Here is a 14819-nt window from a genome sequence, read left to right on the forward strand (position 1 = left end):
ATGGATCCCAAATTGCTCGCGTCGAGCTATGCCGCCGTCCGACGAATTTCCAGACGTTCCGGAAGTAGTTTTTATCGTTCCTTTTGGTTGTTGCCCCGAGACAAACGCGACGCGATGTCTGCGCTCTACGCGTTTGCGCGTATCACGGATGACTTGGGGGATTGTTCCGAACCACTGACCCTGCGTCGTAGTTGGTTGCAATGGTGGCGACAAACGACCGCGATGAACCTGATCGGGGACGGGCCGCAGCCGATTCGGCTGGCAGATGAGGTTGAAAAACTTTCGACCAATGATTCGATCGATTTGGTGCGTTATGCCAACGAAATCATGCCAGCGCTACGCCACGCTGCCGATCGATATCAAATTCCTTCGCGATACTTGTTGGAAATCGTCGATGGAGTGATGGCGGATCAACAGAAGAACCGGTTCGACACATTCGAACAACTCGAACACTATTGTTATCTGGTGGCTTCCGCGGTTGGCATCGCTTGTTTGCACATTTGGGGTTTTCGTTCGCCGCTACCGATGCAATCGGCGGTGGATTGTGGGTTGGCGTTTCAGTTAACCAATATCCTGCGGGATGTCAGCGAAGACGCCGCTCGCGGTCGCATCTATCTGCCACGTCAGCATTACGAGCAACATGGTCTTGAAGAAGATGATTTGCTTTCACCGCGTCGGGATGCTCGGCTGCGTTGTTTGCTGCTGGACGAAGCGGAGAGGGCATCGGAGCTGTTTCAATCAGGTTGGCGGGTTTGGGATTCGCTGCACGAAGATGGGCGTCCGATGTTCAGCATGATGTGGCGGACCTACCGTAAGCTGCTTCAACGCATCATGGATGATCCGGACGCCGTGGTTACACGACGAGTCTCCTTGGGAGTGCGAGATCGGATTGGAATCGTTTCCAATCACTTCGTTGGGCCGCTCTATCGCAGGCTGCCCGTGCCGCCGCTGGAGCTTGCGGTCGATGATTCGGTTGCGTTATCAAACCGTGACAATTCCGCATGACTCGCCGTGTGGTCATCCTTGGCGGAGGAATCGCAGGTCTTTCCGCCGCTGAAACGTTGGCAAGAAGCGACGAATTCAAGCGAAGAGAATTGGAGCTTTCGCTGTTGGAAGCCCGTAGCAGCACCGGTGGGCGCGCCGGCTCGTTCGTGGAACGCGAAACGGGACAGACGGTCGACTATTGCCAACACGTGGCGATGGGATGTTGCACCACTTTGTTGTCGCTGCTGCAGCGAATGGACCTGTTACGACACTTCCAGCGATATGAAGCTTTGACCTTCTATCATCCGGACCATGGATTCAGTCGCTTTGAACCCAACAAGTGGTTGCCGGCGCCGCTGCATTTAGCGATGACGTTGACATCGCTGAAGCACCTGTCTTCGCGAGATCAAAAACTGATTCGCAAGGGCCTTTGGCGATTGATGCGAACGAAGTCCAGTGACTTGGTGGGGGTGACCGCCAAGGATTGGCTGGTGATGCAGGACCAAGAACAAAGCTGCCTCGAGAAGTTTTGGTCGGTCATCTTGGTAAGTGCTTTGGGCGACACAATCGACCGGGTTTCGATGCAGGCGGCTCGCAAGGTGATTGTCGATGGTTTTGCGGGAGCCCGTGATGCCAGCGATGTTTGGGTGCCAAGGCTTCCGCTGTCGAAGATTTTTGGTGACGAGTTCTCAGGTCGAATCCGTGGCATGGGAGTCGATCTGCAACTTCGGTCTCCCGTTCGCGAATTGCAGCGGACGCAGGATGCTGGGACATGGGAGATTCATTGTTCGGGAGGAAGCCGTTTGGTGGCGGATGATGTTTTGGTTGCTACACCGTGGCATGTCAGCCGCCGATGGTTCCCTGAGTTGTGGGGACAGTCGAACTCGGCGGCTGAAGAGAAACCGTCGGATTCTGAAACCCCGTTTGAGTCGTCTCCCATCACGGGAGTGCATTTGTGGTTGGATCGATCGTTGACGGAGTTGCCCCACATTGCAATGGTCGGCACTTTGACGCATTGGTTGTTTCGGGAACCGTTGGACTCTCATGCCGAAGCGACGACGCAAGTGGATGGGGCGTACCATCAAGTCGTCATCAGTGGTCGGCATGGTGAGGAAGGTTGGTCCGGCGAGCGTTTGGTAGCGGAGGTCATGAAGGAATTGGAAGCAGCCTTTCCGGAAGTTGGAACGCCCAATGTTTTGAACTTTCGAGTGGTGACCGATCCCAATGCGGTTTTCAGTGTCAGCCCCGCGACAGAACGTTGCCGACCATCTGTGCAGACCGAAATGCCGGGTCTGTATTTGGCGGGAGACGCCGTCGCAACGGGGTGGCCGTCGACAATGGAAGGTGCGGCGATCAGCGGCCAGATGGCGGCAAAAGCCGTGCTCGGGGCTCTCGCTGCATCCAACCACGAAGCAGACCATATTCACGGTGAACCGCCGGGGCTGCCGAGAGGCCTTTTGGCCCGTTGGTTGATTCGATGATTTGCCGATGATTCCCGCCGAAATTGGCTGGTTTGCCACTTGGCTACCGTAACTACACAGATCCGCTTCTCTTTCGGAGTGAAACATTTTGGATCCGCTGATCCCCGCACACCTCATTGAGCGTCGACGGTGGCTGGTTGCCCCCGATGAAACCAATCACCCGCCGGGTGAGATGGTGTTGTATTGGATGCACAATGCACTGCGGGGTCACGAGAACCCAGCGTTGGATGTCGCGATCTCGATTGCGCACCACGCCGGCTTGCCGTTGCTGGTGTATCACGGTTTGTCGGAGAAGTATCCGTACGCGTCGGACCGTCACCATGCCTTCATTCTGCAAGGTGCTCGAGATGTCCAGCGTGAATTGGCGGAACGCGGAATCAGCTACGCGTTCCACTTGGAACGACAAGGCAATCGCGGCCCGCACTTGCGTGATCTCTGTCGCCGAGCGGCGGTTTTGGTCAGTGAAGAAATGCCCGTTGCCCCCATCACGTGTTGGACCGAACGGCTGCGAAGTTTGGTGACCACGCCAATCGTTCTAGTCGACACAAATTGCGTGGTGCCGTCGCAAACGGTGGAAACGGTACGGACGAAAGCGTTTGAGTTTCGACGCGCGATTCAACCCGCCTTGTCGGATCGATTGCAGAAGCCTTACACCGAACTGCCCTCAAATTTGAAGGCTGCTGAGTTCCGAGGTGAGCTGGGGTTTGAGCCGATTGATTTGCAAGACACCTGTTTGTCGCGACTCATTCGTCAGTGCAAGATCGATCATTCGGTCGGACCGGTTGCTGACACGCCCGGTGGAACGCGTGCAGGATATGATCGCTGGCAGCGGTATCGTGATTCGTCTTTGAAAGCGTACTCTCTGCGCCGAAACCATGCGGACGACCCACAAGGTGTCAGCCGCATGAGTGGGTACCTCCACTATGGGATGGTCAGCCCGTTTCGAATCGCCCGCGAAGCTGCCAGCCTAGGTGCGAGAAAGTTCGTGGATGAGTTGGTGGTTTGGCGAGAGATGGTTTTCCGATTTTGTCTGGAGCACTCGGACGAACTGGACACGATGTCCGCATTGCCACAATGGGCGCAGGATACCCTTGCGGATCACGCCGCTGATCCTCGTGGTGAGACGTTGGATTGGGAGGCTCTGGCGAGAGGTCGTTCGTCACACGATTTGTGGAATTTGGCTCAGCAGAGTCTGTTGCGACACGGCGAACTTCATAACAACTTGCGGATGACCTGGGGCAAAGCGTTCTTGTCGCTCACCTCATCGCCGTCTCATGCGTTGGCACAGTGCATTGATCTGAATCATCGCTACGCGATTGATGGACGCAGTCCGGTGAGTTACAGCGGAATCCTTTGGAGCTTTGGTCAATTTGATCGCCCGTTCGAACCAGAACAGCCCGTCTACGGCAGCGTGCGCCCACGGTTGGTCAATCGTCACGAAGCTCGTTTGGATGTTCAGCAGTTTGTAGAGTGGGTGCATCGTCCCATCGCGAAAAATTTGCCGCGGGTTGCGATCGTTGGTGCCGGTTTGGCTGGACTGATCGCTGCCCGAACTTTGTCGGACCACGGGTTAGACGTTCAGATATTTGAAAAATCACGTGGCGTCGGTGGCCGCATGGCGACTCGTCGGACTCCGAACGGATCGTCGTTTGATCATGGGGCACAGTACTTCACTGTTCGGGATGATCGGTTTGCCCGTTATGTGCGAAGTTGGATCCAAAGAGGTTTGGTCGAACCTTGGATGCAAACCGTTGTCGAGTTGCAGCCGGGAGGGAAGGTGGCGGAGGAGAAGACTCGAACGCCTCGCTACGTGGGTGTGCCGGGAATGAACGCCATCGGAAAACACCTCGCCGCAGACTTGCATGTCGAGTTGCAAACCAAGGTCCGTGCGATTGTTCCGGATCAAGGAGGCTGGCGCATTGAAGCGGATCGGATGGGCATGGATCAGGTGGATGCTTCAACCGACGCAACGAACAATCTCGATTCCGATGAGTGGGGGCGGTTTGATCTCGTCATTCTGAATTGCCCGCCATCGCAAGCCGTATCGTTTCTGGATGACAATTCAGAAATCGCACGTGTTGCTTCCGCTGTTGAGATGAAGCCGTGTTGGTCTGCCATGTTGCACTGCGAAGGGCTGAACGATTTGCCTTTCGCGGGAGCCTTTATCAATGAAGGACCACTTTCATGGATTGCTCGCAACGACGCCAAGCCGGGGCGTGCGGATGGTTCCAACGATGAAATTACAACGGAAGCAGCGAGTCGCTGGGTATTGCACGCATCCGCGGAATGGTCGCGTGAACACTTGGAGCGATCCTCTGAGTGGGTGTTGGAGCAGTTGACTCACGCTCTTGAAATGGCCACCGGCAAACGTGTTTCTCGAATCATCGAGTCGCAAGCCCATCGTTGGCGATTCGCCAATCCATCGGCGCCGCTGGAGCAAGAGTGCTTGTGGGACGCAGCGAGCGGAATCGGTGTGTGCGGTGATTGGTGTGGTGGACCGCGAGTGGAAGGTGCCTTCCTAAGTGGAATGGCGATGGCCGGTGAAATCTTGCGTCATGCGACCATCGACCGTGCGGCGCCGGTCGTTACTTTGGCAGAACGAGAGACTACGCCGAAGCGAACAGTCGACGCGGTGTAGCTTGTTGTGGCGCCGGTTGGCTTGGACGCTCCACGAAGCCAGATGCCACCGGTTCGCGTTCGATTTGGCGCATCGTTTGTTCGAACACTTCGCGAGCTTCGGAACTGCAACTCGCCACCAATTCGCGAACTTCGTCTGGATCCGTCACCTCGGTGATCGGCGTGACTCCGTTGGAAGTTTGGCTGAGCACCAACACGCGCCGGCCGCATTTCACGAGCAATAATTTTGTACGTGGGTCGAGCATTGTGTGCCCGAGTGGACTGAGAGTGCTCGCTGACAAGGGTTTGGAAGCAGCGGTGCCGCCACCAAAGCGTCGGCTCACCCAAACCAGCCCACAGAACAACGCCAAAACGATTGCGAGACTGGAGCCAACTGTGACGAGCGGGCCAATCGTTTTCGAGCGACTGGGTTCCCGGTCGGGATTGAACTCGAGACCATCCCTTTGTTGTTCTTCTGCCAATTGATACGCGGACGCGGTGGTTTCACCTTGCGATGGCGAATGTGTCGTCGCAGAAAGCGTTGGGAAGCCTCGACCGATCACTCGGGGTGAGTTGTCAGTTTCGACTTTTGGGATCGGAGTTGATGTCGCGAAAGGTTGGTCGGCGGCAACGCCAGAAAATGGCAGCACCATCAAGACGGCTAGGATCCAGAAGAGTCGTTGCGAAGCGACGACTCGCGTTGGATTTTGCAATGAACTTGCCATCATCACGCTCCCACCAATTCGGTCACTCGAACGCAGAAGTTGTCATTCATCACCAGAACTTCGCCGCGAGCGATAAGGCGGCCATTGACGTAGATGTCGACCGGGTCACCTGCCAACTTGTCGAGAGCGACAACGCTGCCCGATCGAAGGCGGAGGACTTCTTCGAGTTTCATCTCAGTTCGGCCAAGCTCGATACGAAGATCCATTTCCACTTCGCCGAGCAGATCGACGTCGTGTGATGCTTCATTGGCTGAACCGGGCGAAAGATCACCCAAGGCGAACGGACGTGGGACATCGCGTTGCGAGTTGTCTTTGTCGCCGGTGGCGGCTGCGAGCGATTGCGATGCTTCGTTGAGCAACGCCTCGATGTCGTCGGTGTTGAGCTGTTCGCTAGAGTCGGTTTGATTCTCGGTTTCGCTCACGACCGTCCACTCCGTGTTACTCCTCGATCAGCTGGAATTCCTGAAAACCGATTCCCAGCAGCAGATCTTCATCCAGAAGATGGTTACATGTCGTCAAAATTCTTCGCTGGAGCAAGCCCAATTGGTTGTCGGTGAGCTCCTGCAGCTCGCTATTTCGGATTTTCATCCGAATCGCGTGGCGAAGTCGGCCATTTTTGTCGTCGAACTCCTTCGTCATTTTTTCGACGTTTTTCTTCCGGATGATCCCGTAGAGCTTCAGTTCCACCCGAAAAGTTCGCTCGGTTTCGATGGGACTGAATGTCTCGCCAAACGCACCTAAATCGAACTCGACCTCTCGGTTTTCATCGGTCAATTCCTGTTCGGCTTGCTCGGCGCCCTCTTGGACGGACTGGATCAATTCGGCTTCCGCCAAAGCGCTAACTTGTTCCGCACTTGGGACGAGAAAGAAGAACATCCCGGTTTCTAGAACCACCACCATGCCAACGAACATCACGATCAAACCGGTATTGCTACGCGGTTTGTTCGGTGCTTCGTCGGTTGGTTGAGTTTCTTCAGTGGTGTTTTCGTCGGCCATCGGATCGGTCTAAGCCTGAGGTCGTCGGTCTTTCGAATCGGAATCGGAGGTGCCTTTGGGGTCCTCCACTGTTTCATCGAGCAAGAACACTTCGACACGCGAGTCGTTACCGAATTTGGTGATCGTCGCGTTTCGAGTGATTGGTTCGGTTGCTTCGGCGGAAGACACCCGGAAACGCTCGGCGGAGATGCCTTGCTGTGAAACTAGATAGCGTTTCACGGCGGCAGCTCGACGAATCGCGAGTAGCATGGCTTCGTCCGTGCCCGCCGTACGGGCTGCAAACTCAGCCGAAACGTGACCACGAACTTCGATGCGTTGTGGTTTGCCTCGCAGTTGTTTCGCGGTTTCTTCCAGGATGCGTTGGTTATTGGGTGTCAGCAGATCGCTCCCCACTTCGAAAAACACCACGCTGCCGACCGCGGTCATGTGACCGGGACGAACGATGCGCACATGTTGTTCCTCACCCACGGGAGCCTTTTCAGGCACACCACCTTTGGCCGTGTCCTTTTTCTTGGCTCGACCGGTGGTGGAGAGCACTGAAAACTCCATGGAACGCGGTTTCGCGTCTCCGGGAGCCAACGATTCCAGTGTGCGTTTGTAACCAAACTGTTGCTGCATCGAGTCCACGAGGGCTTGGTACGTTTCTTCTTCTTTGATCTCGCTGAGCGAGACCAACATGATGAAGAACGTCAGCAGCAGGCTCATCATGTCGCCGAATGTGACAACCCACTCGGGGATGCCCATTTCTTCTGGTTCTTCATCCATTACTGCAGCTCTCGTTGTTTCGCGGGCAGATACGTTTGCAGTTTCTGGTCAATCGCCCGTGGGCTTTCCCCAGACTGAATCGCCATCACGCCGCGAATAGCAATTTCCATGCTCAGTTGTTCGTTGCGGCTCATCAGTCCAAGCTTCTCTGCAAAGGGACTGAAGAACACATTGGCCACAATGGCCCCGTACAGCGTGGTGATCAGTGCCACGGCCATCCCGGCACCAATCCCGGATGGATCGGACATGTCTTGAAGCATCATGATCAGACCCATCAGGGTCCCGATCATTCCGTAGGCCGGTGCAAATCGTCCCAATTGGTCCATGATGGATTTGCCTTCGCGGTGACGCATCACCATGCCGGCGACTTCCGTGCGAAGGACCTCTTCCACGATTTCGGGGGCGGTGCCGTCGACCGCCATTTGCAAGCCGGTCTTCACCAGAGCATTGTCGATCTCGCTGATCTTGGATTCCAACGCTAGTAGGCCATCGCGACGTGCTACCTCGGCCAGTTCGACGATGGATTTGATCAGTGCTAAGCGGTTCTCGCCTTTGTTCAGCAGAACCTTCAATGCAATGACGGGGCTCTTCAGGATCGAGCCCATCGGGAAGCAGATCAATGCGGCCGCGAATGCGCCCCCGACCACCACCAGTCCCGACGGAATGTCGATGAAGGCGGAGAACGGAGCGCTACCAAGCAGAATGGATACGAGGATCAGGCCGATCGCGAAAATCAAACCGAGAAGGCTGGCAATGTCCATGGAAGTGCTGTCTTGGAACTAGTTGGCGGTTGGCGAATGGGAGGCGGTGGTTTGCAAATCGATCGCTGGTGGCACCGCAGGCAACATGTGTTTGCGCTGCTGATACTCAATCGATCGATCCACCACGTCGTCCATGGATTCCTTGACTGCCAAACGTTCCCCATTGGTCAGCGTGACAAACGTGTCGCCACGTCGTTCGACGTAACGAATCAATTCGGCGTTGAGGACGAATGGTTCTCCGTCGAGCCGAGTGAGCTTGATCATGTTGGACACACCCCGTGTTTGACAGGATCACCGCAATGAAAGGAAAGGTGATCTGCTGAAAGGTAGGTCACAGTGAGCGACAGGCGATGTTCACGCGGTGATTCTTGGGGTGTTTTGGCAACATGCCTGCACAAACCGGATAATCGGCACTCCCGTTCGCGATGAGGTACTGGCGAGATGGGGCAAGGCCCTTCGCATAGGCGATGTTTCCGTCATCTCCGAAGAGTCAGACGCTTGGAACAACCGCCGATTGGGATCGTTGCCATCCCGAGCGAGAGAGTTTAGAGAGTTTGTTGTGTGTGAACGTTGCGGTCCAATGAAGAGGCTTGCTTCCAAGCAGGCAAAAAGAAAGCCGCGAAAGCCGATGGCTTTCGCGGCTGAAGTTGTTGGTTGCATCGCTAGGGATGCATGAAATGCTTGCGTTCAGACGTTTGCTGCGGCAGGCATGGGCGCAATCTGGTAGGCACGGTTTGCAAAGAGGAACTCAATGATGTTTCCTTCGTGAGGTTGCAACCAATTCAGTCGGTTCGTTGGCAAGGGGCCGATGTTCAACCGATCGATGTCGACGCAACGCGAAGCATCTTGGATGAACTTCTCGTCAGAAGTGATGACGGTTCCGACGAGTGTTGTGCCGATACGTGAGAGCATTTGTTCTTGTGGGCATTCCACCACGCTCACGAATGGGAACATGTACTCTTTCGAAGCCACGCCACGATCGGGCGAGTCCGCGTGAACGACCATCGGACGCAGATAGGCACAATGCTCACGTTCGATCAGCTTTTCACCGTACTCAGCGGTCATGTCGGTCACGCCGCTTTCCGCTAGGTCTTGTTGCACCATGGCGTGCGTGCCCGTTGCCATGGCGGGTACGGTGAATGCGGCCAGTTGTGCATCCGGATCGCTTGGTGGGCGAACATCGACTGGGCCAATTCGCTCGGCGATGGCGGCTGCGATTTCTTTTGTGTGGCGGCTGGCCCAAATCCCTGAGCAATTGATGCAGCTGCGGCCTGAGTTGCTCAACACGCTTTCCACCATCACGTCCAAGAACATTTCCCAGTCATCGACGATGTCATCGCCCAACAGGATCTTGGAGAACCCAGGTCCGTGCGGTTGAACCTTCGGATTTCCGGCATGTTGCGCGACGGTTTGTGCACTTCCGAAGATCATGCTGCGAGCTGTTTTCGCCATGATGGCTCCCCCGGCATCGTGCCCGCCGGGATACAGTCCGAACGCAGCCGATGGTACGCCCGCTTCGATGAAAGCGGACACCATGCGGTAGGGCGTCCATGGTTCCTGCGAACCGGGCTTCAGGGCCAAACCAATCTGCATCGGAATCGCGGGCAGCCACAATGTGTGCACACCTGGCGAATTGTTCGGCAGAATTGCACCGAGGATGGGTGTCTGAGCTTGGTAGCTGACGGTGACCCCGCGACCCTCTTCGCCGTACCCATTGGAGAGAATGGACAGGTCCAATCCGCGTGTCAGGCAATCAAGGATCTGTTCCATGTTGCTAAGCACGAAACTATTCTTGGTCATGTTGGACCGGCACATGTGTTCGGGAAGTCCCGTGCTGGCCGATTGCTGATGAATGAAGTCATCAACGGTTTGTTGGGAATCGCCAACGGGGAGCGTTTCCTTTTCAAACAACTCTGCCGCTTTGCGACACATCTGCAATAGTTCGTTGGTAGGAACTTCTAGCAAGGCTTCGCGGGCTTTGTGAGCCACACGCATATCTCGGCCAACGATGCCGCCGCCAACGGTGCCAATGCGGGCAATGGGTTCGCCGGTATCGAAGTGAACGACATCATTGAAATCAAGGGAGTCGTATTGCTTTCCCCAACGAAGTGGATTCAGTGTGATCATGGAAATTGTATGTTCTTGGAAGTTTGAGCCTGTGTGATGGAGCGGACGCGTTTGGCGATCAGTAGACGCCAACCGTGGTGGCGCTGGCCAGTTCGTGGAACGGTCGCACGCCGCTGACTCCATCCCAGGGATAGGTCTCAAACGGTTGTTCGCGTTCGCCTTCGTCTCTTTCCATAAATCCCGGAACGAAGAATTCATCCGTCAGGGTGTAGAGTTTCACCCGCCCTGTTTCCCCGTAGCCAACTTTGACGTTGTAGTCGTCGAACTGGACGACCTCGGTGACGGCTCGTGGTTGCGGTGCGTAATAACTGATTTTGTAACCGTCCGCAGCGGAGATTGGTTTGCTGCAGGCGAGGCCCATGAGCGTGTTGCCGTAGGTCGGCGTCATGAAGACTCCCCCTTCTTCTGGCGGCCCGCCGAGCAGTTCCTCAACCGCGAAACGCGTCCACTGTGGAGTGAACTCGGTTCCGCCGGAGAAGATTCCTTTGATACCGACTTCGGCCAGCGAAGTTCCTTTTTCCTCCAAGGCATCGCCGAGGGATTCCAAAAGCTTCGGCGTCGCGAACATGCACTGCACATCGTGTCCCGCCGTCAGGATGGTCACTGCCTGATCGATGCAGTGTTTCTTGTATTCTTCGAGGTGATCCATCCAGCCTTTCTTGATCAACTTGACCACCCAGCGTGGATCCAGATCGATGCAGAAGCAAATGCCACCGCGATGTTGGGCGAGATGTTCCACGGCCAATCGCAGGCGACGTGGACCGCTGGGGCCCAGCATCAACCAGTTCGCACCTTTGGGGAAATACTCATCCGGCAGCGTGTCGCTGAACAGTTCGTAGTCTTTCCAGTGATCCTCGATCACCATACGGCTCTTCGGGATTCCGGTTGTCCCACCCGTTTCAAAGACATAAACGGGCTTCTCGGCATGACCCTTGGGGACCCATCGTCGAATTGGACCGCCACGCAACCATTCATCCTCGAAGAGTGGAAACTTTTTGAGGTCATCGAAGGATTGAACATCTTTCAACGGGTCGAAGTTCAGTTCGGCCTTCTTCTCCAGCCAAAATGGTGACCCCGTGTCTTCACTGAAATGCCAATGGACGGTTTTCAAGGTGTGTTCATTGAGTTGATCGAGTGCTTGATCCGCGGCAGCTTGGACTTGGGGATCGATCGGGGCAGGAGTATCTCCAACAAGACTCATGGTGGCCTCAGGTGGGAACGTGGCGAGAGGAGGGAAGGGAGGTGATGGAACACCAGCCATTATGCCAGAAAGGAAAGCGGACGACGATCGGCGCATAAAAAAAGGCCGCGGGATGAGACGGTCCCGCGACCTTCTAAAAGTCAATTTGTTATTTCAGCTCAGGGGATAGCTGGGCTAGCAGGTTGAGGTGGGAAGACGTTGTTGTTGTCATCGTCATCCAACGCTGCTGCAACGATGCCGAGACCAGCCAGCGAGGCGATTCCGCCCAATCCGCCGCCGAAGCCTCCACCACCGTAGCCGCCGCCTCCGCCAGCGAATCCGCCGCCGTAACCACCACCGGCGAATCCACCGCCACCGATTGGGTTACCGAATGCATCGACAGGATTGCCGAAGGCGTCGACCGCACCGCCGAAGCCATCTGCAACCAAACCGTCCTCAACGATCATGCCGTCTTCGACAATGCCTTCTTCGACGACGACTGACTCTTGGATGATGACTTCATTGCAGGCTTCGATGGCCATTGGCAATGGAGCGACCTGCATGGCGAACTGCGTGCAACAGCAGCAGCAATCGTTGCTTCCGAATCCAACAAACGTTTCGCCTTTGTTATTCACCATCGCGGTGTCGGCATTCGCGGTTGCTTCGTCGACCAGTTCGAAACCAGCCATGCCCAATCCGGACAGGCCAATTGCCAAGATCGAGTATTCGCCAGCATCCACATTTGCGAACTCGAATGAGCCATCGCGGTTGCTGACAACACGGTCAATGGTTTCGCCGTCGTGGATCAAGAAAATGTTCAACAGACCGGCGTCGGTCAATTTTTGACCTTCCGCACCAGCCATGTGGATGCGGCCTTTCATGCCACCGTTGTTTTGAGCGACGCGGAAGAGGTTCTCGCCCACGACTTGGCTCGAGATGCTCTTCAAGTCGGCTTTCGCGATCGAAGTCAGGCTGTCTTTGCCAGCAGGTGGCAAGTAACGAATGATCGAAGTCTTGATGATCGAGTAGTCGATTCCCGCTGCCGCAATCTCTGCGGTCTTCGGGAAGACTTCGGAAGAGGCCATTTCGTCGCTGACGACGTGCATGGCACAGCAAGCGAAGATGCCGTCGGCACGAGCGGACAATGCATAGACACCAGGAGCGACGTCGGCGAACGTGAATTCACCTGATTCATTCGTTTGAGTGCGGATCGTCTTACCAGACGCATCGGTCATCACGACAGTTGCTTCCGCGATCGTTTCCGACGAACCATCTGCCGAAGGCAGAATCAAGCGACCCGAAAGTTCACCTTCCACGGCTGGGTTGACCCACTGGGGAACGGTGAGGTGGTCGTTGAGTTTGACGTTCGAATCTTGAGCAACGGCGACGGTCATCGTCATTGCGAGCATGCCGAAAAAGGCAGCAAAGCGTTTCATGGTGTGTCTCTGGTAAGGGTGTCTCAATTGCCTAATAAGCTGACGACGCACGTCTGAACGTGCTCGCGGAAATGGAATTCCAGCCAGTCGAACAACAGTTTTGTTGGGGTCCACCCGAAAGTCACGGCAAAATCGCCGAAAAAGTGAAATTCGTGGCAGATTAGGTAAGTTGTGAGTCCGAAGTGTAGGCAGGATGAGGGGAAGGGACAAGGTTCTTTGTGTGAATGATGAATGAAGTGCCCGCACCAAACCCTTACAGCGTTTCAGCGTCGATTTCGCCGGAAATCCAGGTCCGTTCTGATTGTGCCCATCTACGACGCGGAACGTTTCTGTTTCGTCAGATTGAATTTGAAGCTCCCTTTCGGGCGACGCTCACCTACGACGGATGGTGGTTCCGTCAGAAGGTCGCCCTGCAACCAAGTGACGACGGCCTCGCTCCTCTGCAAGTGTGGTTTCGAGTGAGCTGGGTTCGGATCCATTCAGCCTTCGAATTCGATCTGCCCGAAGAATTCCCGCTCGACCCCGACTGGGACACTTTCGCGAATCCGGTCACGAGGGTTCGGGGCGAGATCACCTTCGCGAAGACTCTAGCGATCCGTCAGTTTCGGATCTGGTTGGGCGAGACGGTGATCTACGACGAAATTCGTTGAAAAAAGGAAACGCACGCGAATTTTTAGACGGTTACCGCTGCACAAACCTCACAACGATTTCGTGCGAGTTGCCGAACTTCCAATCGCTTGACACCCCACGAGCGAATGAAGTCACACCACCGATTGAGGTTCTCGGCGTTGTCGTACTGGCCGAGCTTCATTGTGATCAGCAAGCCTCGAAAATCGGTTTCGCGGCTGTCGATCATATTACGGACCGTGCTCAGCGTGGCGTCGGGTTTGACGGTTGAATCCACCAGCAGCCATTTGGCCCCGCGAAAAACACGTCGGGGTAGGTCCCCGGCCCGCGCTGGGTAATGAATGAATCGCGGGTGGTTGTTGATTCGCGGGTCCATCTCGGCGGGGTCGACACCGATCACGTCCATTCCCATTTCGAGCAGTCGTCCGCAAGCTCCACCGGGAGCGCTGCCAACTTCCACGGCCAAATCGCCCGGCCGCATGTCAAATCCGCTCCATGCGATGGACTCGGCGGCTTTGAAGTAGGCTCGGGAGATCGGTTCGTAGGCGGGCTGCACCGGTTGCACGCCACCCGGCCATCGCGTTGGTAAAGTGGTGGCTTCGTGCATCCCAAAGAACCACTGTGACGGATCCACCAACACAACGTCCAACACCCGTTCACCGCTTTCCGCGATTTGGTTGGGTTCGGTGCACTTCAATATCGGAGTGCCGCCAGTCGCCACGTGCAGATCGTTGAGGCCTTGGAAAATTTCATCGGCGACGGCTGCGGAGACTTCGTCGATGCCGGGTTCAAAATCAAATTTCCCGATCGCGGTTCGGTCGCGAGGCCAAACATGCAGTTGGTCAAAGGCTACCGTTTCATTCGCGATTGCTGCTTTCAATTTTTCGATCAATTGGGACGAGTGGTCTCCTTTGGCTGACCCCAGCGATTTGGCGGTCGTGCGGATGAACACCCCGGTGGGAGACTGTCGTGGTTGATCATGTTTCGCGGTCACAAATCCCGGACGAGAAAAGGCGAGGCGCCAACCTTCGCGAGCGATTTGTTCTTTGACTAAGCCTTCCGCACCGTGCGCGCAGCACATCATTGCGAAGGAACTCTTGGAGAGAGAACTCTTAGATGCA

General features: G+C 55.7%; 14 protein-coding genes. 4 read left to right on the forward strand and 10 right to left on the reverse strand.

The window, feature by feature from the left end:
* The 3 genes from LOC70_RS13645 to LOC70_RS13655 all read left to right on the forward strand — a co-directional run bounded on the left by LOC70_RS13645 (position 1) and on the right by LOC70_RS13655 (position 5103).
* Positions 1-1005 (forward strand): phytoene/squalene synthase family protein, encoded by a 1005-nt coding sequence (locus LOC70_RS13645; RefSeq protein ID WP_230254162.1) that lies wholly within the window; start codon positions 1-3, stop codon positions 1003-1005.
* Positions 1002-2465, forward strand: coding sequence for a hydroxysqualene dehydroxylase HpnE (gene hpnE, locus LOC70_RS13650; protein ID WP_230254171.1), 1464 nt, complete (start codon positions 1002-1004; stop codon positions 2463-2465). The genes LOC70_RS13645 and hpnE overlap by 4 nt, the downstream gene beginning before the upstream one ends.
* A gap of 88 nt (positions 2466-2553) precedes the next feature.
* Complete coding sequence (locus tag LOC70_RS13655) at positions 2554-5103, forward strand: FAD-dependent oxidoreductase (protein ID WP_230254180.1); 2550 nt, start codon at positions 2554-2556, stop codon at positions 5101-5103.
* Here the strand turns inward: LOC70_RS13655 and fliO are convergent.
* The 9 genes from fliO to LOC70_RS13700 form a co-directional block, all read right to left on the reverse strand.
* Positions 5072-5809: a flagellar biosynthetic protein FliO gene (gene fliO, locus LOC70_RS13660; RefSeq protein WP_230254182.1), complete on the reverse strand. Its 738-nt coding sequence runs from the start codon at positions 5807-5809 to the stop codon at positions 5072-5074. The two genes, LOC70_RS13655 and fliO, sit on opposite strands and share 32 nt — an antisense overlap.
* Positions 5809-6228, reverse strand: a complete 420-nt coding sequence (gene fliN, locus LOC70_RS13665; protein ID WP_230254190.1) for a flagellar motor switch protein FliN — start codon at positions 6226-6228, stop codon at positions 5809-5811. The genes fliO and fliN overlap by 1 nt, the downstream gene beginning before the upstream one ends.
* Positions 6229-6244: 16 nt before the next feature.
* Positions 6245-6802, reverse strand: a complete 558-nt coding sequence (locus LOC70_RS13670; RefSeq protein ID WP_230254192.1) for a dihydrolipoamide acetyltransferase — start codon at positions 6800-6802, stop codon at positions 6245-6247.
* A 9-nt stretch (positions 6803-6811) separates the two neighbouring features.
* The gene (locus tag LOC70_RS13675) at positions 6812-7567 is read right to left on the reverse strand and encodes an OmpA/MotB family protein (protein WP_230254200.1); all 756 of its coding nucleotides are present in this window, start codon (positions 7565-7567) and stop codon (positions 6812-6814) included.
* Positions 7567-8328 carry a motility protein A gene (locus tag LOC70_RS13680; protein ID WP_230254202.1) on the reverse strand — a complete coding sequence of 254 codons (762 nt, stop codon included), beginning with the start codon at positions 8326-8328 and terminating at the stop codon, positions 7567-7569. The genes LOC70_RS13675 and LOC70_RS13680 overlap by 1 nt, the downstream gene beginning before the upstream one ends.
* 18 nt (positions 8329-8346) lie before the next feature.
* The gene (locus LOC70_RS13685) at positions 8347-8592 is read right to left on the reverse strand and encodes a flagellar FlbD family protein (protein ID WP_230256144.1); all 246 of its coding nucleotides are present in this window, start codon (positions 8590-8592) and stop codon (positions 8347-8349) included.
* A gap of 423 nt (positions 8593-9015) precedes the next feature.
* Positions 9016-10455, reverse strand: a complete 1440-nt coding sequence (locus LOC70_RS13690) for an aldehyde dehydrogenase family protein (RefSeq protein ID WP_230254216.1) — start codon at positions 10453-10455, stop codon at positions 9016-9018.
* Between the two features lie 58 nt (positions 10456-10513).
* Positions 10514-11656, reverse strand: a complete 1143-nt coding sequence (locus LOC70_RS13695; RefSeq protein ID WP_230254217.1) for a hypothetical protein — start codon at positions 11654-11656, stop codon at positions 10514-10516.
* A 158-nt stretch (positions 11657-11814) separates the two neighbouring features.
* Positions 11815-13071: a carboxypeptidase-like regulatory domain-containing protein gene (locus LOC70_RS13700; protein WP_230254219.1), complete on the reverse strand. Its 1257-nt coding sequence runs from the start codon at positions 13069-13071 to the stop codon at positions 11815-11817.
* 227 nt (positions 13072-13298) lie between these two features.
* Here LOC70_RS13700 and LOC70_RS13705 point away from each other — a divergent pair, with 227 nt between their 5' ends.
* Positions 13299-13721, forward strand: a complete 423-nt coding sequence (locus LOC70_RS13705; RefSeq protein ID WP_230256145.1) for a hypothetical protein — start codon at positions 13299-13301, stop codon at positions 13719-13721.
* A gap of 23 nt (positions 13722-13744) precedes the next feature.
* Here the strand turns inward: LOC70_RS13705 and LOC70_RS13710 are convergent, their stop codons facing one another.
* Positions 13745-14782 carry an SAM-dependent methyltransferase gene (locus LOC70_RS13710; RefSeq protein WP_230254221.1) on the reverse strand — a complete coding sequence of 346 codons (1038 nt, stop codon included), beginning with the start codon at positions 14780-14782 and terminating at the stop codon, positions 13745-13747.
* Positions 14783-14819 lie beyond the last annotated feature (37 nt).

Source organism: Rhodopirellula halodulae (genome assembly GCF_020966775.1).
GTDB lineage: Bacteria > Planctomycetota > Planctomycetia > Pirellulales > Pirellulaceae > Rhodopirellula > Rhodopirellula halodulae.